The 18,317-nt window shown below is 61.4% G+C and carries 18 protein-coding genes; 3 read left to right on the top strand and 15 right to left on the bottom strand.

Annotation, left to right across the window (positions count from 1 at the left end; genetic code table 11):
• Positions 1-5 precede the first annotated feature (5 nt).
• Entirely contained in the window at positions 6-221 is a 216-nt protein-coding gene (locus tag VE009_RS20130; RefSeq protein WP_325010740.1) for a hypothetical protein, read from the top strand.
• A gap of 108 nt (positions 222-329) precedes the next feature.
• On the opposite strand, the gene VE009_RS20125 is transcribed toward VE009_RS20130, so the two are convergent.
• The 11 genes from VE009_RS20125 to VE009_RS20075 form a co-directional block, all read right to left on the bottom strand.
• On the bottom strand, positions 330-1,223 hold the full coding sequence (locus VE009_RS20125) for a creatininase family protein (RefSeq protein ID WP_325010738.1): 894 nt from the start codon (positions 1,221-1,223) through the stop codon (positions 330-332).
• Positions 1,201-2,187 (bottom strand): aldo/keto reductase, encoded by a 987-nt coding sequence (locus VE009_RS20120; protein WP_325010736.1) that lies wholly within the window; start codon positions 2,185-2,187, stop codon positions 1,201-1,203. The genes VE009_RS20125 and VE009_RS20120 overlap by 23 nt, the downstream gene beginning before the upstream one ends.
• Positions 2,188-2,224: 37 nt before the next feature.
• Positions 2,225-3,478, bottom strand: coding sequence for an NAD(P)/FAD-dependent oxidoreductase (locus VE009_RS20115; protein ID WP_325010734.1), 1,254 nt, complete (start codon positions 3,476-3,478; stop codon positions 2,225-2,227).
• Between the two features lie 33 nt (positions 3,479-3,511).
• Complete coding sequence (locus VE009_RS20110; protein WP_325010732.1) at positions 3,512-3,823, bottom strand: MocE family 2Fe-2S type ferredoxin; 312 nt, start codon at positions 3,821-3,823, stop codon at positions 3,512-3,514.
• Positions 3,820-4,929, bottom strand: coding sequence for a fatty acid desaturase family protein (locus VE009_RS20105; protein WP_325010730.1), 1,110 nt, complete (start codon positions 4,927-4,929; stop codon positions 3,820-3,822). Before VE009_RS20105 ends, VE009_RS20110 begins: the two co-directional genes overlap by 4 nt.
• A gap of 93 nt (positions 4,930-5,022) precedes the next feature.
• Entirely contained in the window at positions 5,023-5,925 is a 903-nt protein-coding gene (locus VE009_RS20100; RefSeq protein WP_325010728.1) for a sugar phosphate isomerase/epimerase, read from the bottom strand.
• Between the two features lie 33 nt (positions 5,926-5,958).
• Positions 5,959-7,071 (bottom strand): Gfo/Idh/MocA family oxidoreductase, encoded by a 1,113-nt coding sequence (locus tag VE009_RS20095; protein WP_325010726.1) that lies wholly within the window; start codon positions 7,069-7,071, stop codon positions 5,959-5,961.
• Between the two features lie 75 nt (positions 7,072-7,146).
• Positions 7,147-8,136 carry an aldose 1-epimerase gene (locus tag VE009_RS20090; RefSeq protein WP_325010724.1) on the bottom strand — a complete coding sequence of 330 codons (990 nt, stop codon included), beginning with the start codon at positions 8,134-8,136 and terminating at the stop codon, positions 7,147-7,149.
• Positions 8,137-8,193: 57 nt separating this feature from the next.
• Complete coding sequence (locus VE009_RS20085; RefSeq protein WP_325010722.1) at positions 8,194-9,723, bottom strand: sugar ABC transporter ATP-binding protein; 1,530 nt, start codon at positions 9,721-9,723, stop codon at positions 8,194-8,196.
• 30 nt (positions 9,724-9,753) lie between these two features.
• The gene (locus VE009_RS20080) at positions 9,754-10,824 is read right to left on the bottom strand and encodes a sugar ABC transporter substrate-binding protein (RefSeq protein WP_325010720.1); all 1,071 of its coding nucleotides are present in this window, start codon (positions 10,822-10,824) and stop codon (positions 9,754-9,756) included.
• A gap of 50 nt (positions 10,825-10,874) precedes the next feature.
• On the bottom strand, positions 10,875-11,879 hold the full coding sequence (locus VE009_RS20075) for an ABC transporter permease (RefSeq protein WP_325010718.1): 1,005 nt from the start codon (positions 11,877-11,879) through the stop codon (positions 10,875-10,877).
• A gap of 194 nt (positions 11,880-12,073) precedes the next feature.
• On the opposite strand from VE009_RS20075, the gene VE009_RS20070 reads away from it, so the two are divergent.
• Both VE009_RS20070 and VE009_RS20065 read left to right on the top strand, forming a co-directional pair.
• Positions 12,074-13,612, top strand: coding sequence for a sensor histidine kinase (locus VE009_RS20070; protein ID WP_325010717.1), 1,539 nt, complete (start codon positions 12,074-12,076; stop codon positions 13,610-13,612).
• Positions 13,605-15,182, top strand: coding sequence for a response regulator transcription factor (locus VE009_RS20065; protein WP_325010715.1), 1,578 nt, complete (start codon positions 13,605-13,607; stop codon positions 15,180-15,182). The genes VE009_RS20070 and VE009_RS20065 overlap by 8 nt, the downstream gene beginning before the upstream one ends.
• Positions 15,183-15,510: 328 nt before the next feature.
• On the opposite strand, the gene VE009_RS20060 is transcribed toward VE009_RS20065, so the two are convergent.
• The 4 genes from VE009_RS20060 to ureG all read right to left on the bottom strand — a co-directional run bounded on the left by VE009_RS20060 (position 15,511) and on the right by ureG (position 18,296).
• The gene (locus VE009_RS20060; RefSeq protein ID WP_325010713.1) at positions 15,511-15,795 is read right to left on the bottom strand and encodes a type II toxin-antitoxin system prevent-host-death family antitoxin; all 285 of its coding nucleotides are present in this window, start codon (positions 15,793-15,795) and stop codon (positions 15,511-15,513) included.
• Positions 15,796-15,871: 76 nt separating this feature from the next.
• Positions 15,872-16,657 (bottom strand): lipoyl protein ligase domain-containing protein, encoded by a 786-nt coding sequence (locus VE009_RS20055; RefSeq protein ID WP_325010711.1) that lies wholly within the window; start codon positions 16,655-16,657, stop codon positions 15,872-15,874.
• A gap of 111 nt (positions 16,658-16,768) precedes the next feature.
• Positions 16,769-17,641 carry an urease accessory protein UreD gene (locus VE009_RS20050; RefSeq protein WP_325010709.1) on the bottom strand — a complete coding sequence of 291 codons (873 nt, stop codon included), beginning with the start codon at positions 17,639-17,641 and terminating at the stop codon, positions 16,769-16,771.
• On the bottom strand, positions 17,625-18,296 hold the full coding sequence (ureG, locus tag VE009_RS20045) for an urease accessory protein UreG (RefSeq protein WP_325010708.1): 672 nt from the start codon (positions 18,294-18,296) through the stop codon (positions 17,625-17,627). The genes VE009_RS20050 and ureG overlap by 17 nt, the downstream gene beginning before the upstream one ends.
• Positions 18,297-18,317: the final 21 nt, after the last annotated feature.

Genomic DNA, 18,317 nt, shown 5'->3' with positions numbered 1-18,317 from the left:
GGCCGATGGCGGGCAGTAAGGGACAAATGTTCCTTATTCAGCGGTTGGGCGGACCGGTGGCGGGCGGTAAGGGACAAATGTTCGTTATTCAGCGGTTGGGGGGGCCGATGGCGGGCAGTAAGGAGCAAATGTTCCTTATTCGGCGGTTGGGCGGGCTGATGGCGGGCAGTAAGGAGCAAATGTTCCTTATTCGGCGGTTGGGCAGGCCGATAATGAGCTAACGCCGGGCGGTGCCGGGATAACGGGCTAACGGCGGGCGGTAGAGCCACAATTAACGCTGCACACCGTCGTTAAGCCGCCCCTTCCGGGAAAGGGCGGCCAATAGAACGCTACTTCAACCATTCGTACGGCTTCCACTGCGACGACGGGCTGACGGGCCGCTGCCCCGGCCATGGCGCGGCAGTCGCCCAGGAGTCGGCCTCACGCAGCGCTTCCGCGCGGATCGCTTCCGCATCCGCGAACGTCAGCCGCTCGACGCGCGCGCCTGACTGGGCCAACGCCCGCCCCTCGGCGGCGAGCCGCTCGGCCTCCTCGCACAACCGCGCGAGGCACGCCTCCATGATCGCTCGCCCGAGCTCGGGGTTCGATTCGTCCGCGTCAGACCCCAGCGCAAGCCTCCCGCCGGCACCCGGAACCTCCTCCCAAGACCGCGCGGTCATGTCGACGAGGTCCGGACGGATGTACATCAACTGGGACAGCTCGAACTTCCCGGCATGGTCGCCCGTGTACAAGCCTTCCACTAGCTCAGGGTCGCTGCGCACCCACACAGGCACCCCCGTGCGCGCCGTAAACCGCTCCGCCGCGCGGCGCAGATCGGCTTGGTTGCCGCCGCTGTGCCCCGTCAAGACGACGACGGCGCGAAACCCCGCATTCGCGAACGCCCTGAGCTGATAGATAAAGAAAGAAATCATCATCTCCGGCGGGACCGAAGTCAAATGCGGGTTCTCTTCGCCGACCTCCTCCTCCAGCCACCTCGCATGATAGCCGGCTTCGTGAATATGGTAGCCCATAGACGGCGCGACGACGCCGCCGACGCGGCGAGCCGCTTCGCGGCACAGCCATTCCGCCTTGATCAAGTCCAGCCCGAAGGCGCTCACCTGCCCGTGCGGCTCGCACAGCCCCAGCGGCAAATAGACGACGGGACAGGCGGCGAGCCGGGAACGGAATTCATGCGGGAGCAGCTCGGCCCACAGCGTCTTGTCAGATCCAGTACTTGGTTTCATAAAAGTTCCTCACCCATCGATGATGGCGCCGAATCGTCTCAAACACGTCTTCCGGCAGCGGCTCGGCGTCGACCGCGGCGATATTCTCCTCGGCGTAGCGCGGCACGTGCATCGACGTAATCGCCGTCGTCACGCCCGGATGGTGCAGCGCGAATTTAATCGCCAGCTCCGCGAGACTGCCGGCATACGCGGGCACGAAGGCGTCCTTCAGCCGCTGTACGCGTTCGATATAAACCGATCTCGGCAAATAATCGAAATACGATTTGCGGAAGTCGCCTTCCTCGAACGACGTATCCTCCTGCAAGAAGCCGGTCAGGCCGCCCTCGTCCAGGATGCAGCGCGCGATGACCGCGACGTTGTGCTCTTGGCAGATCGGGACTAGGCAATCGAGAGCGACGGGATCGAAAATGTTAAACACCGTCTGCACCGCGTCGATCTTGCCGCTGCGAACCAACGTCAACGCTAGATCATGCCGCTGATCCGGCAGCGAGACGCCGATGGCGCCGATCTTCCCTTCCTCCTTCAAACGGACGAGCTCCTCCATCCAATAGTCGACGGAATCCCACTGCGGCCAATATTGATGAAGCTGCATGAGGTCGATCGTCTCGACGCCCAATTCGCGCAGCGAAATTTCGGTGCTCTCGCGAAGCCAGCCCGGCGGGAACGCCGTCTCCACCGGAATCGGCTGGCCCCATCCTAAATTACCCGGACCCCGGGATTGAATTTTGGAGGCGATGAACGGCTTCTCGCCCGTCCATTCGCGAAGCGCCTTGCCCAAAATCCGTTCGGAATCCCCGTAATTGCGCGCCGTATCGATCAAGCTCACTCCCCGATCCAAGCTGAACAATACGGAACGAATCATCTCTTTCTCGTCATGCTGCCCGAAGACGCCCCCCAAGCCCATGGCGCCGTAACCGAGCCGGGACACCGTTCTCCCCGTTCGGCCGAACGTCGTATATTTCATGCGGCGGATCCTCTCCTTCAATATATATATATCGTCCTTACAAGCCGCGGAGCAGCCCCTTCAGCTTCACCGCCGGATCGGCCGCCGCATCGCGAGAAACACGCGCCCGGCGCTCGATCAGCATTTCGGCCAGACGGATGTCTTTGCCCACGGCGCCTTCCGGGCCGACGCCGCTGACCGCGCGAAGCGTCCCGTCCTCGCCCAGGTGAAAATACAGCTTGCCTTCGGCGCCAAGATCGCGCAGCACGGTTTGCTCCAGGCCCTCCGCCATCCCCGCCAATCCCGCAACCTGAATCGTGAGATCGTACTGGTCGGACCAGAACCACGGCACCGCGGCGTACGGCACAGGCGAGCCGCCCAGCATGTTCCGGGCCGCATGCGCGCCCTGATCCCGGGCGTTCCGCCACGCCTCCAGCCGGATGCGTCTTCCGCCGTACAGCGGATGCGGGAACGAGCAGCAGTCGCCCGCGGCGAGGATGTCAGGGTCGCTCGTAAACAGCGCCTCGTCGACGCGGATCCCGTTGTCAATCGCAAGGCCCGCCCCAGCGGCGAGCGCGGTCTCCGGCACAGCGCCGATCCCCGCGACGACCGCATCGGCCCGAATCGAACGGCCGTCCGCCAGCGCGACGACGAATTCCCCGCCTTCCCTATCGATGCGCTCCAGCCCGACGCCGATCGTCAACTCGACGCCCGCCTCGCGATGCCGCGCCTCCATCGCCTGCGCGATCGGCTCCGGCACCCCGCGCATCAAAATTCGCGGCGCCGCCTCGATCAAGTGGACGCGGCAGCCCCGCTTCACCGCGCTCGCCGCCGTCTCGAGGCCGATAAACCCGCCGCCGATGACGGCGATGCGCCGCCCCGGCTGCAGCGCCCGGCGCAGCGCGATCGCGTCCGCATACGTCCGCAAATAAAGCACGTAGTCCGTGCCCGAGCCCGGCAGAGACAGCCGGCGCGGCGAAGCGCCGGTGGCGATCAGCAGCCGCTCATACCCAAGCTCGCCCCCGTCCGACAGGACGATCCGATGATTCGCGCGGTCGACGGACACTGCCGACGCTCCGGACACATAGCGAATCCGCTGGTCGGCCAGCGTCTGCTCGTTGACGATATCCACCGGCGGCAGGTCGTCCTCCTCCGTCAAACATTGCTTCGACAGCGGCGGCCGTTCATAAGGAAGACGCCCCTCCCCGCCGATCAACGTGATCGATCCGTTCCAGCCCTGCTCGCGCAGCTCGAGCGCCGCGCGCACGCCGGCCTCCCCCGCGCCGACGATCGCCATTCCGTAGTCGTTCATTCGTCTGATTCCCCTCGCAGGTGAGCTTACTTCTTAAATTTGAATCCACACCATGCCCGATTCGATCTTCGTCGGATACGTCCGCAAATCGACGCATACCGGAGCCCGCTTCGCCGCTCCGGTCGGGATGTCGAACCGCCCGTTATGCTTCGGGCATTCGATCGTGCTGCCCATGACGAGCCCGTTCGCCAGGTGGACGCGCTCATGCGTGCAAAATCCGTCCGTGGCGTAATAGCTGCCGTCCTCCGTGCGGTAAACGGCAAACGTCCGATCCCCGTGATCGAACCGGATGACGTCCTCCTCTTCGATGTCGCCTGCCTCGCAAACCTTCACCCATTCGCTCATCCGATGTCCCTCCTCAAGTTGACGTCGTGTTTCTCATACTGCACAGTGCCGAACAAATACGGCCGCGCGGTCGGCGGCAGCGGCTTCACGACGACGTACGAAGGATCCTTCCGCTGGCGCAGGAGCGCCGTTACGACTTCCTTCAATGCGGCGAGCAGCCCTCTGCGCGCCTCCGGGCAATCCGCCTTCATCTCTTCGTGCAGCTTCGGCAGCGCATGATATGGCACCATCGGGAACATATGGTGCTCCACATGGTAGTTCATGTTCCAATACAGAAAGCGAAAAATCGGGTTCATATAAATGGTCCGCGTATTCAGTCGATGGTCGAGCACGTCCTCGTACAGCCCCAAATGCTGCGTAATGCCGAACAGGATGACGACGACCGCGCCGTAAAACGACGGCAGAAACACGTACATCGCCGGCAAAATGCTGCCCATATACACGCATGCGTCGATGACCGCGAGCAAAATCAGCATATACACCCGCGCTTCCCAAAACACCTTGCGGTGCTCGGACGCCGGAATGTACTCCTTCTCGGCGGTTTCCAGCTTGCCGAACGTGTGCAGGAAAAACCGCTTCAGCTCGATCGGACCGCCATACAAATGGAAAATTTCGAGCAGCAGCACCTTCCAGATCGGCGGACGCTCCGTGATGATTTCCGGGTCGCGCCCAACGATAATCGTATCGGTATGATGCCGCGCATGGCTCCACCGCCACGGCGTAGCGGACCGGAGCACCATGAACGATGCGATCTGGTAAATGACCTCGTTCATCCAAGGCGTCTTGAACGCCGTTCCGTGCCCGCATTCGTGCCAGCGCGAGTCGCCCGGCGTCGCATACAAGATGCCGTACGCGAGAAACGCGGGAATCGCCCACCACGTGCCCCAGGACAAGTACCCCAGGTACCCGAGCACGGCGAGCCCGCCGAACCAAATGATCGTATCCCGGATCGCGGGGCCGTTGCGGCGCTTCATCAACTCCTTCATGCGCTGCCGCGGAATCGGCGTCGCGTACCACTCGGCCGAAGCCAGCCCCCGCTCCGCGGCGCGCTGATTTTCAGGGCCGGTAATGCTGTAATCTCTTTTCTTCAGTGCAGTGACCGCCATAAAGGACTCCTCCTTTTTTCTCTGAAAATGCGGAACAGATAAGCGCGGCGCCACGACCCGCGCTTATCTGCGGCAAAGCGTCCGGCCGCCGGTTCAGCAGCCGTTCTTCTTCAATTTGTCGTCGAGGAACCGCTTCGCCCGCGGAATGTCCGATTCGTCCAAATGTTCGATAATGATCGGGATGTTCGGATGCAGCTTGGAGAGGCGCTGCAGGTACAGATCGTAGTTCAGGATGCCGAGGCCCGGGGCCGGCAGCTCGACCGCGCCCGCGCCGCGGAACGTGTGCGACTCGACCGCGTCGATCGCCGCATGCTTCTCCGACGTGTCCTCGGCCGGCTTGCAGTCTTTCGCGTGCGCGATTTTGATCCGGTCGCCGAGCGTGTTGAAGATCCGGTTGATCTCTTCGTCGACATGCCCGATATTCGTGTCCGTGAAATAGTTGGTCGGATCCATCAGCAAGCCGAGGCCCGGATGGTTGACGTCCGAGAACAAGCGCGCGAGCTGGTCGACGGAGCCGATGACGTTGTTGACGTAGTTCTCAACGAGGAACATCGCGCCGTGGTCGTAGGCGAATTTGGCGAGATCCTCGATCTGCTCGCAGACGATTTGGTACGCTTCCTCCGTGCCGTTCTTCGGATCCCACACCCAGTCGCTCTCCGTGTTGAACGTGCCCGTCTCGCTGATGACGTACGGCGAACCGAGATCGCGCGCGAATTTCAGCAACGTCTTCAGTCCGTTCACGTTCTCCTCGCGCTTAACCGGATCCGGATGAATGATGTTCGTGTAGCCGGAGATGCAGACGATCGGCAAGTTCGCGTCCCGGAACGCGTCGCGGATGATGTGCGCCTTCTCGCGGGTGAGCGATTCGAACGACAAATCCATGTCCTTGAACGACAGATCGAGCTGCACGCAGGAAAAGCCGTCGTTCTTGATTTTCGCGATCGTCTCGGCCAGCGTGTAGGGGTAATACCCGTTAAAAATACCGACAGAAATCATATGAATAACCCTCCTTGGGATATAAGATCTTCGTCAGGTCAATGCAAGCTCGGCTGTCAGTTCGGCGAACGCGACGGTCCGCTCTTCGGCGATAGATTTGTAGCAAGCGTCCACGAGCGCAATGGTGTACAGGTTGTCGCGGCCGCCGATTTCCGGCTCGGCATCCGCTTCGACCGCGCGGAGCAGCTGCGCCATCGTGCCTTGGAACGCATCGGGGAACCATACGCGATCCCACGTCGGGCGGAACCATTGATTCGGCGCCTGACGCGTTGTAAATTCGAGCGTGCTCGGCGTCCGCTCCGGATAACTCGGCCAGCCGATCGTCCCCTGCGCCACGCCGTCCAGCCCTTCGACCCGCCACTTGATGTAAATGTCCTTCTCGACGCCTTCGCCCGGCCACGCCCACACATCGTCGAGGCTCGTCGCCATCAGCTCGTTCGCGTACTGGAACGTATATTGGCTGATCCCGTCGATATGCTTGAACTTCGTGCGCGGATCGCGCCGCGTCACGGCGGTCACCTTCTCCGGATCGCCGAACAAATAGCGGAACGCATCGATGTGGTGGATGCCCATGTTCAAGATTTCGATTTGCTCGTATTTATGCAGGAAGTCCTGCCAATGCGGGATCGCCCGCATCTCGATCGTCGCCAGCACCGGCTCGCCCAAATAGCCGCGTTCCAAAATCGTCTTGAGCGCCCGGATCGACTGGTCGTAGCGCATGTTGGAGTTGACGCCGAGTTTGACGCCAGCCCCTTCGCACAGCTCGACGATTTCCCGCGCTTCTCGCATGTTCATCGCGAGCGGCTTTTGGCACAAAATACCCTTAATATGCGGCTGCTTGACGGCGGCCCGAACGATGTCGAGCTGGCGGTCCGGCGGCACCGCGATGTCCAAAATTTCGACCTGCGGATCAAGAATCAGCTCTTCCCAAGTGTCGTACACGTTCGGAATGCCCCGCAGCTCCGCCGCCGCTCGCGCGTTCGCCGCCGTTCTCGAGGTAATCGCGTACGGGTTGAACCCGGCGTCCCGATACGCGACCAAATGACAATCCCGCATAATAAAGCCGGAGCCGATGCATCCGATGCGGAAATCTTTGCGCCGGGGCATTTCCGGATCGATGCGCAAATCCAAATCTATTGCCGCCACTTGCATTCCTCCTTTTTGATCGTCGCCTGTCTTCGTTCCAACGAATCAGCAGTTCTGTCTCAACCGTTGAAGCGCTTACGTTTCGAGTGCGAGCGCCGTAGAGAAGCGGAGCGTCTCCCCCGGGCCGATGCCTCTCGCGCCGGTCAGCGCGGCATCGTACGGGAGATTGAATGCGTCGGTGACATACGTGTACGGCTCTAAGGAAAAGGCGGGCGCCCAATCGGGGCGAAACAGCACGACGTACGGGAACCCGCGGCCTACCTTATAAAGAAGCGTGCGGCCGAGCCCGGGCATCCGAATGCGGCACGCCGCCTCCGAGCCGCCGCCGCCGGGAAACTCGATCAGCGCGACGCCGAGCGGCGGGAACGCGTTCAAATCGATGCCTCCCCACAGCTCGCCGCACAGCGGCGTCTCGGCCGGCAGCCCCGTGACGAAGGCGAAATTCGTGACGGGCCACTCCCGCTCCGCCGGCAGCTGCAGCTCGATCGCCTCGCCTTGACCGAACGGCAGCGCGAAATACGGATGCAGGCCGAAGGCGAACGGCGCTTCGTCGGCGCCGGCGTTCTCGACGCTCGCCTCCATCGACAGCTCGCCGTCGAGGAGCCGGTACGTGACCGTAAAGACGAGCGGATGCGGGAAATACGCCATGAGATCGGCATGCTCCGCGTAACGAAAACGGCACGTGATCCACGCTCCGTCTTCGTCCGACGCGCCCGTCTCCGCCACCTCCCACGCCCGCGAGCATATTTCCCCGTGCAAATGATGATCCGGCGGCTCGTTCAGCGGCAGCTTGTAGGTCCGCTCCCGGAATCGAAATTCCCCGTTCTTCACTCGGTTCGGCGGAAACAAAATCGGCGTGCCGTATTTGAAATCCGCGAACGTCTCGCGCCTTAGCTGCTCCAAGCTTTCCGGCGGCTGCAGCAGCGGGACCCCTCCAACGTCGAAGCGGTACAGATTGCAGCCGATGTCGGGCGCCAGCTCCGCTACGGCGTCCCGCTCCGCGTCGCGTAGCGCGAATGCTCGATGAACGCCTTTCGTAACCGATACAACCTCATAACGGCTCATGGCAGTTTGCGATCCCTCCTTTCGTTGTCCCCGGTCATTTCCGCTAAGCGCAGGCGATCATCCGGCGTTTCGTTCGGCGCCCGCGGCGTCGCCGGTGGCGAAGCTCATGATGCGCTCCTGCGTCGCCTCGCCGTGCGCGAGCTCCGCGACGATGCGCCCTTCGCGCATGACCAGGATCCGGTCGGCCAGCGTCAGCACCTCGGGCAGCTCGGAGGAAATGAGCACGATCGCGACGCCCTCCTGCGCCAATCGATCGATGATGGCGTAAATTTCCGCCTTCGCCCCCACGTCGACGCCGTGCGTCGGTTCGTCCAGCAGCAGCAGCTTCGGCTTCGTCAGGAGGCAGCGGGCGAAGATGGCCTTCTGCTGGTTGCCGCCGCTCAGCAATTTGATCTCCTTCTCCAATCCGGTCGTCCGGATGCCCAGCGACTCCACGTAACTCTCCGCCGCTTCGCGCTCCCTCCCCCCGTCGACGAAGCCGCCGCTCAGGAAGCTGCGGAGCGCCGCGATCGTCATGTTTTCTCTGACCGACATGTCGGCGAAGATGCCTTGAATTTTCCGCCCCTCCGGCAGCAGCGCGATGCCGTGCCGAAGCGCGTCCCGGGCGGAGCGGATGTCCGCCTCCCGCCCGTTCAGCCAGATGCGTCCCGCATCTTTCCGATGGACGCCGAAGATCGTCTGGGCCAGCTCCGAGCGCCCCGCTCCGACCAGTCCGGTCAGCGCGACGATTTCGCCCGGATACACCTTGAGGTCGCAGCCGACGACCTTGGAGCCGTGCGTCAAGCCTTCCGTGCGCAGCACCGGCTCCGCGCCGGGACGGACGGACGCGTACGTCCGCTGGAACGTCTTGTCGAACGCCCTGCCGACCATCAGGGAGACGAGCTCGTTCGGGCTCGTCGACGCGGCCGGCAGCGTGGCGATCTGCTTGCCGTCCCGCAGCACCGTGATGGTGTCGGAGATCGCGAATATCTCCTCCATGCGGTGGGAGATGTAGAGGACGGAGACGCCCCGCCGTTTCAGCTCCCCGATCAGCTTCAGCAGCAAATCCGTTTCTTTCTTCGTGAGCGACGCCGTCGGTTCGTCCATGATGAGCAGCTTAGCGTTCATGGACAGCGCCTTCGCGATTTCGACCATCTGCATTTTGGAAACGCTGAGCTCCTCGACCATCTGATCGGGCTCGATATCGTCGATGCCGATGCTGTCGAGCAGCTCGCGGCAGGCGGAATGCATCTCGCGGTACCGGATGAACCCGAGGGCGTTCCGCCGCAGCCGTCCGATGAAGACGTTTTCCATTACGCTAACGTTGGTCGCAAGGGAGAGCTCCTGATGAATCATCGCGATGCCGAGCTCTTGCGCCTGCCGCGGACTGCGCAGAGACGTTTCCTTTCCGTCGAAGACAATGCTGCCTTCATCGGGAGAATAGACGCCGGAGAGAATGTTCATCAGCGTCGATTTGCCCGCTCCGTTCTCCCCGACGACCGCGTGCACCTCTCCCCTGGCCACCTCCAGGTTGAGATCCTCCAACGCTTTCACGCCGGGGAACGACTTCGATATGCGGTTCGTTCGGAGCAGCAGGTCGCTCTTCATTCGCTTATCTCACCTCCAGCAGCCTCGTCATTACTCTGGGAACAGCTCGTCGACGTTATCAGGCGTCAGCACGTCCAGCTTCACCGGCAGGAAATCGCTCTCCGGCTTCTCGCCCGCGACGAGATAGTTATACATCAGAACAGTCGAATCGAAGCCTTGGCCGAACGGGTCCTGCGCGATCGCCGCCGCGATTTCCCCGCTTCGGACGTATTTGACGTTCTCCGGGATATGGTCGTACGCGACGACCTTCACTTTGCCGGTCAGCCCAAGGTCTTGAATCGCTTTCGCCGCGCCGAACGGCCCGCCCGCCGTCACGTAGACGATTTTCAAATCCGGATGCGCCGTAATCATATCTTTCGTGAGCGAATACGCCGTCTCCGCTTTGTCGCGATTTTCGTACTTGCCTACGATCTCGATGCCCGGCACGTTCGCCGCGAGGTAATCGAGCGCCCCGTTCATCCGCTTCTCGTGCTGCGTCGCGCCGAAGACGCCGGTAATGACGCCGACCTTGCCGCTGCCTTCCGTCAATTTCTCGATCGTTTGGCCCGCGAGTTCGCCGGCGGCGTACGCGTCTTGCCCCATGAACGCAAGGCGTTTGCTCGGCTTCGCGCCTTCGGCGATGACGGTCATGACCGGGATGCCGGCGTCGATCGCCTTATTGATCACGACTTCCGTGCCGTCGAAGATCGGCACGACGACGATGGCGTCGTACTGCTGCGCGATGGCCGTCTCCATGGCGGATACGACGCGGTCGGCCGTCAAATCGTCCCCCATGACGACGTAATCGACGGTCGTGTTGTAATGCTTTAAATATTCCTTCGCCGCATTGGCGCCGTCGCGAACCGGGAACCAGAACGGATTGTTCTGGAACGACAGGAACGCGATGCGGAGCGGTTTCTCGGGAAGCTGCCCGACCGCTGCCACGTTGGCGCCCTTCGGCGGCTCGACCGTCGGCACCGCCGTTTCCATCTGCGAAGCGTTCGCGCCTTCCGCCTTCGATTCTTCCGGTTCGCCCGCGCTCGGATTCGCCGCGTTGGAGCAGCCGGCGATCAACGCGAGCGCGAGCGCCGCGGCCGCAATCCTTGTCATCCACTTTTTCATAGAGACTCCCACCTTTGGGTTTGAATGTTGTTGTCGACTGCCTCGTTCCATTACTTCGCGTTGCGATTCTTAATGCTATCCAGCGCAACGGCGCCGATAATGACCAACCCGATCGTGACGACCTGCCAGTAGGCGGAAACCTGCAGCAGGACGAACCCGTTGCGCATGACCCCCATAATCGCGGCGCCCATCACGATGCCCGCGATGGAGCCTTTGCCGCCGGACAAACTGGCGCCGCCGATGACGACCGCCGCGATGACGTCCAGCTCGTACCCGGTCCCGGCCGCCGGCTCCGCCGTGTTCAGCGTGCCGGATACGATCATGCCGCACAACGCGCACAATGCGCCCATGATGGCGTACACCATCACCTTCATCCGGTCGGTCGGGATGCCCGACAGCCGCGCCGCGCGTTCGTTATTGCCGATCGCGTAAATATTTCTGCCGGGCAGGGTGCGCGTCGTGAAAATGTATCCGCACACGGCGACCGCGAACATAATCAGCACTGACACCGGTACCATGCCGACATGGCCACCGCCGAGGAACGTGATGCCGCCGTCGATCGACACCGGCATCCCCCCCGTCAGCAGCAGCGACGTTCCGCGGGCGACGCTCATCATACCGAGCGTTACGATGAACGGGTTGATGCGCACCTTCGTGATTAGGAGTCCGCTGATCATGCCGGCGGCGCAGCCGAACGCGAGCGTCAGCGGGAATACGAGCGCCGCCGGCAGTCCCGCCGCGGTCAGCATCGCCGCGAGCACCCCCATCAGCCCCAGCAAAGCGCCCACGGATAAATCGATCCCGCCTGTAATGATGACGAGCCCTTGGCCGACCGCCAAAATCGCGATGACAGAAAACTGTCGAAGTACGTTGAAAATATTTTGCCAGGTTAAAAAGTAAGGACTTAGCGTCGAAATGACCGCGCACAGCGTTACCAAGGCGAGGAAAATCGGGAGTTCCTTGTGTCTCCCCGCCTTCCGTATCGTTTGCGCGACCCGCAGCAGCCCGTTCGCCGCCCAGCCGTCCCGCCCTACCTCCGGTCCTTTAACGACCAATCCGCTTCCCCCATTCCGTGAATGTCAAACTCTCGAAAGCGCTTTCGATGCCTGTAACTAAATATATTGGATTTTGGGGCAACGCCATATAGGACAAATCAGACATTTGTTAGTGCGAATTAGCCTTCTTTCGCAACAATCGGGGGACTGGCCATGTAAGCGCTATAGTTTGTGCTATACTGGGGCTGAGGCGGGTGATCCTTCTGCAACGCGGACATTTGTATTGGAAGCTGCTGGCTTTATTGCTCATTCCGTTGACCGTGTTCTTAATAACGACGCTGGCGGCGATCGTGCGATTCGGCTATATGACCGACGATATTCAGCGGCTCTACCGGGACACGACGCTGGGCGTCCAGTTGATCCGCTATGCGTCCAATAACATGAATCAAGCGCTCGTCGCGCAGCGAACGCTCATTTTTACGGACTACAAAAGCAAGAAATATCAGAGCATCTATGACGATTACAAACGGAACGTGCGAACGGCGATCGAAAATACGGAGAAAGCGAAAGCGCATCTCGCCGGATCGACCGGCGCGAGCCTGTCTTCTTCCGCCGGCGCCAACCGGGACGTACTGGATATGATCGATGCGTACTCGAACGCGTTCGATCAATGGCAGACGCGCTCCAACACCATCATCGAGTCGATGTCGACAAGGGGGCTCACCGGAGAGCATAAACTCGCGTTCCAAGGGCTGATCTTGGACGAAGCGATGGCCGCGGACGAGAAATTCGAAACCGCAGGCGAGCTGCTGCTGCAAATCGAACGCATTCTGGCCGAGCGCTCCGACGCCGCCTCCCGCGACATCGCCCGCAGCAAACGGGATGTGCAAACCTACCTCATGACCGCCGCGGGGGTGACGTTCGCCGTCGCCTGCGCGCTCAGCCTGTGGCTCAGCCGCAGCGTGACGGTGTCCATTAAGCAGCTCGTCCAATTTACGAAACGCGTCGCGCGCGGCGATCTCGCGACCGACTCGATCCAGATCCGCTCCAAGGACGAGATCGGGCTGCTGGCGGCAAGCTTTATTTCGATGTGCGAACGTCTGCGGGAATACATAGAGATCGTATATGTCAGCAAGCTCCGGGAGAAGGAAGCGGAGCTGCGCGCGCTGCAGCTGCAGATCCACCCCCATTTCCTGTTCAATACGCTGGAAGTGATCCGAATGAAGCTCGTCCGCAGCGGCGAGCGGGAGGTGTCCGGCATGGTGAAAATTTTGGCGGACATTTACCGTTGGAACGTGAAGGGCCGCCATAGAATCGTATCGCTCGAGGAGGAGCTCGAATACACGCTCTCTTACGTCAAGCTGCAGGAAATCCGCTTCCGGGATCGCCTGCGCGTCGAAGCGGACATCGACGCAGACTTGCTGCAACTCGGCATCCCGAAGCTGGTGCTGCAGCCGCTCCTCGAGAACGCGATCGCTCACGGCTTCGCGAACAAATCGGCGGCGTGCGAAATTCGCATCGCCGGACGCCGCGACGGGGACGATTTGGTCATCGATTGCGCGGACAACGGCGAAGGCATGGACGGCTCGCTCGTCGAAGCGCTTCGTCTACAGCTCCTCGACAAAAATCCGGAGAGCGACAACATCGGCCTGCGCAACGTCCATTCGCGCATCGCGCTGCTGTTCGGCTCCCCGTACGGCGTGAGCATCCGCAGCGCCCCCGGGGAGGGCACGACGGTCTCGATCCGGCTCCCCGCAAAATTCCATCAGGAGATGAAGGCGCAGTATGTTTAAAGTGATGATCGTGGACGACGAAGAAGATATCCGCGGCGGCCTCGCCGCGATCGTCGACTGGGCGGAGCACGGCTTCCAGGTGGCGGCGGAAGCGGCGAACGGCAAGGAAGCGCTGGAGGCGCTGGAGCGGGAGCCGATCCATTTCGTTATCACCGACATCTCGATGCCGGTGCTGAGCGGACTCGACCTGATCCGGACGATGCGGGAGCGCCGCATGCAGCAGCCCGTCGTCATACTAAGCGGCTACAACGACTTCGAATATCTGAAAGAAGCGCTGAAATACCGCGTCGACAACTATTTGCTCAAGCCCGTCGACGAAGAGGAACTGCTCTCGACGCTGAAGCAGGTGTGCGACGAGCTGCGCCACGCCTTCGAATACAACATTCGCGAGAAGGAAAACATCGGCATTTTGCGCGGCAAAATTTTGAATCGTCTGGTCACGAACCACATCACGAAGCTCGAATTTATGCAGAAGGCGGAATTTTTGCAGATCGATTTGGATGCGCCGGCGTACCGCGTTCTCGTCATCGAATTGGAAAACGCGACGAAGCGATACGACCGCACGGGCGAACGGTTCGACCATTTAAAGCTGTATTCCGCGATGAACATTTGCGAGGAGGTGCTGCGCGCTCACGCCGACGGCATCTTGTTCGAAGACGCTTTGCAGCGTTTGGTTTTTATCGAAAAGCTGTCCCCTTCCGGCGACGGCGTCTCTTACCGCGAGGTCGCCGCGACACTGAAGGAGGCGCTGAAACGATATATTCGAGAACCCGCTTCGGTCATCGTCGGCCCGAAGGCGCAGGGCATCGCCGACATTCATCGCTCTTACGAGCGCGCGCTGCAGTTGTTGGAGTACAAGTTTTATCTCGGGCGCGAAGCGACGATCACCGAAGCCGATGTGCCATCGGCCGATTTGCCGACGGAGCTGCAGGTCGACGCGCTCGCCGAGCGCATGGTCCAAGCGATCCAGGCGGGGGATGCGGCGGTTTGCCGGGGCGTCACGACGGAATTATTCGAGCGATTGAAGGCGTGCGCGGCGGCGCTCGGACAATCGTTCGTGCACCAAACGACGTTCGAGCTGCTGAAAAGCGCGCTGCAGGTCGTGAAGGACGCCGGCGGCCGCGTGCGCGACATCGTCCCGCATCCGGAGCGATTGTACGGCGAGATCCTGTCGATGCGCACGATCGACGAGGTGCGTTCGTTCTTGGACAGTACGCTGGACGACATTCTCGGCTCCGTATCGGCGCTTAAGCGGGAACGTCCGGCGAAGGTCGTTATGAGCGTGCTGGATTATATGAAGGCGCATTACAACGAGGAACTGACGCTGAAGCAGGTCGCCGAGCTGCATTATATGAGCTCCGGTTATTTGGGGAAATTGTTCAAAAAGGAGACCGGCTTCAGCTTTCACGATTATTTAAACCGGATTCGCATCGACAAAGCCAAGGAGCTGCTGAAGAAGACGAACCATTTCGCGTACCAAGTATCGGGGCTCGTCGGCTACAAGGACTATAATTACTTTCATAAGACGTTCAAAAAGTACGCCGGCGTACCGCCGTCGGAGTACCATTGAGCGGGACGCCGTGCGTTCCTATGAAATCCGAAGAAAATGAAACGTCAAAACAAGAAATCGTATTTTCTCTTCCCATGAAGAACCCTACGAATTTCTATTTCGTTATTTTTGAATACATAATAAAACAAGATAATTACCTACGACAAGAATTCTGTAATTAAGATTTTTAAGTCGGGGATCAGCAGGGAGGTGACCGCTTTCTGGAAATAGGGACAGACACGAGACCTTTTCATCCTATTGACTAATAAAGTTTGCCGCTGCAGAAGGATTATCAAGCAAAATATATACGAATATTTCTAATACATCCTGCTCGGCGGAAGGAAGGTAATTAATCGGAACGTTGCTCGCCATTCATACGGCTCCTCAATTTCTTTATAAGCTCGGAATGACTGATTTTGTTCGTATTTGGATCATCACTTTCCTTTTCCGCCTCGGCTAATTTTCTGTAAAGTTCGATTGTAGTTTGTTGTTTTTCGTAAAGCGCGTGACTCATTACAACCAAATCATCTCTACCATTTTTTGTTATGAACACAGGTTCGCCTTCTTTATGACAAGTTTCTGCAATGAGATTGAAGTTGTTACGGAGATCAGAAATCGGCCGAATGATGGGCATTTGCATCACCTCGATGAGTGGATTTTTTTATTTTTAATTATGATAAATGAATACGAACATTTTACCATTCGCCGCGCTATGCGAAACGCGGATCGTAGCGCCCGCGCAGCGCGGCGGCGACGTCGCGGGCGGCGCGCGCCGCCTCGGCCGGCACGTCGGCCGGCGGCCCGAAGCGCCCCAGCAGCGCTTCGAGCCAAGCGGCCGCGCCGGGGAAGCTCGGGCACAGCTCGGTCAAGCTGCCCATCACCTGCGGGCGCACGTCGAGCGCGCCCGGAACCGCCTCCGGCGCCGGCCCGCCCGCGCGCCGGTAAAACTCGCGCGCGACCGCCGCGCGCGCGGCCGAATCCCCTTCGGCGTTGACGAACGCCTGCACCGTATAGGCGCGCTGCAAGCGCCGCTGCGCCAAGCCGCAAAACTTGCGCCCGTCCACGCTCAGATCGTACTCGCCTGGGCAGTAGGAACCCTCGACCTCGCCGGTGTCGAACGCGACGCCGAACGGCGCCAGCGTCTCGGCGAGCACCCCCGCCATCAGCCGGAAATCCGCGTTCATGTCGAGCTGCCCCGGCACGCTTCGCCGCAGCAGCGTCACGTTCACGACGCCGAGATCGAGCGGCACCGCGGCGCCGCCGGAGTTGCGCACCATGACGCGGTACCCTTCCTCGCGCTCGAGCCATTCCATCGCCTCGAGCGCCCGCGGCAGCCGGCTGTCGCGCAGGCCGAGCACGAAGGCGCGCTCGTGCCGCCAGACGTGGACGGACGGCGCGAACGCCGCTTCCTCCGTTCCCATGGAACGGCAGTAATACTCCTCCAACGCGAACGGGTAATAAATATCGTCCGTTAAGTGCGAATGTGCAATGAGCATCGGCGGCACCTCTCCCTTCGACCGTACAAGCAGGTGCCCCTATTGTACCGAAAGCCAAAGCAGGGGGCAATGGAGCAGCGCTTGCCTGCCCCATTGCCCCCTGCCATAACCTTACGCTTCCTCAGGCCAAACGATCGGCGCGCACCCGCGGGGCGCACGCTCCGCCGCATAAGCCGCGAAGGCGCGCCCAATCGACTCGAGCGCCGCCTGCACCTCCCACGCGCTCCGCCCGACCGCCGTCGCGGCGAGACCATACCGCGCGAGCAGACTGACGCCGCAGCGAACGCCCGCGGCGCGATCCGCGACGGGTCGCAGCGCCTCGACCGCGTCCCGCGAAGCGGACGGGCCGAACGCGTACAGCGTCCCGGCATGCGTATCGCGCTCGAACGCGCCGATCGCGCCGAGCGTCTGCTCCGCCGGAGCGAATCGCTGCCGCCCGTACGCGGCGAGCCGCCCCTGCGCGAGCACCTCCACCTCGGCTTCGTACAGCCGGAAGCGGAACGCTTCGCCCGCGCCGTAATGGACGCGGCCCGCGCACATCGCGTCGAACAGCAGCAGCGTCGCGTCGTCCGCCAGCTCCACGCGGGTGCTCGCCTTAAGCGACGCCCCCGCGTACAGCATGACCGGCTGCGGCGCATACACGAACGAGGCGCCCGCTTCGACGCGGATCGTCGTCGACTGGACGGAGCCGGCGCGCGGGCCGGGATGCACCTTGGCGTAGCTTTGGGTCGTCGCGTACACGCTGCACCCGGGGCCGACGGTCCAGTCCAAGCCGTAGACGTCCCCGTCCATGAGCCCCGGCGATACGTCCATGACCGTCACCGCCGCGCCGCCCTCGCCGACCGGGAACGTGCGCTTCACTTTCAGCGGCGACGTGAAATACGCGTCCGCGAGCGCCGTCCGTCCGCCGCGCAGCCGGAATGCCGCGCGCAGCTCGGACGACATCGCCGGCGCCGCCACGCGCCGCTCAGGCGCGCGCAGCATCCTCGTACTGACGCTCCACCCATTGCACGAGCTGGTCGAGTCCCTCGCCGCTGAACATATTCGTGAACGTATACGGCCGATCCCCGCGCATCCGGATCGTATCCTCTTCCATCACCTGCAGGCTGGCGCGCACGTGCGGCGCGAGGTCGATTTTGTTAATGACGAGGTAGTCCGAACGCATAATGCCCGGCCCGCCTTTGCGCGGAATTTTCTCCCCTTGCGCCACGTCGATGATGTAAATGAACCGATCGACCAGCTCCGGCGAGAACGCCGCCGCCAAATTGTCTCCGCCGCTTTCGATGAAAATCATCTCGAGCTTCGGAAACCGCTCCGTCAGCTCAACAATCGCCTCGAAGTTCATCGACGCGTCCTCCCGAATCGCCGTATGCGGGCAGCCGCCCGTCTCCACGCCGACGATGCGCTCTTCCGGCAGCACCTCGGTTCTAGCCAAGATGCGCGCGTCTTCCTTCGTATAAATATCGTTCGTGATGACCGCAAGGTCGTATTTATCTTTCAACCGACGAGCGAGCTGCTCGACGAGCGCCGTCTTGCCCGATCCGACCGGTCCGCCGATGCCGATGCGCAGCGGCCGCGCCGTCGCGACCGCCGTCGGCGCCCACTCCGGATGATGGTGATGATTCGCTCCTTGACACATAGGGAATTCCTCCTTGAAAAT

It is taken from the genome of Paenibacillus sp., assembly GCF_035645195.1.
In the GTDB taxonomy this organism is placed as follows: domain Bacteria; phylum Bacillota; class Bacilli; order Paenibacillales; family YIM-B00363; genus Paenibacillus_AE.
This window is presented reverse-complemented; position numbering and strand designations above follow the sequence as displayed.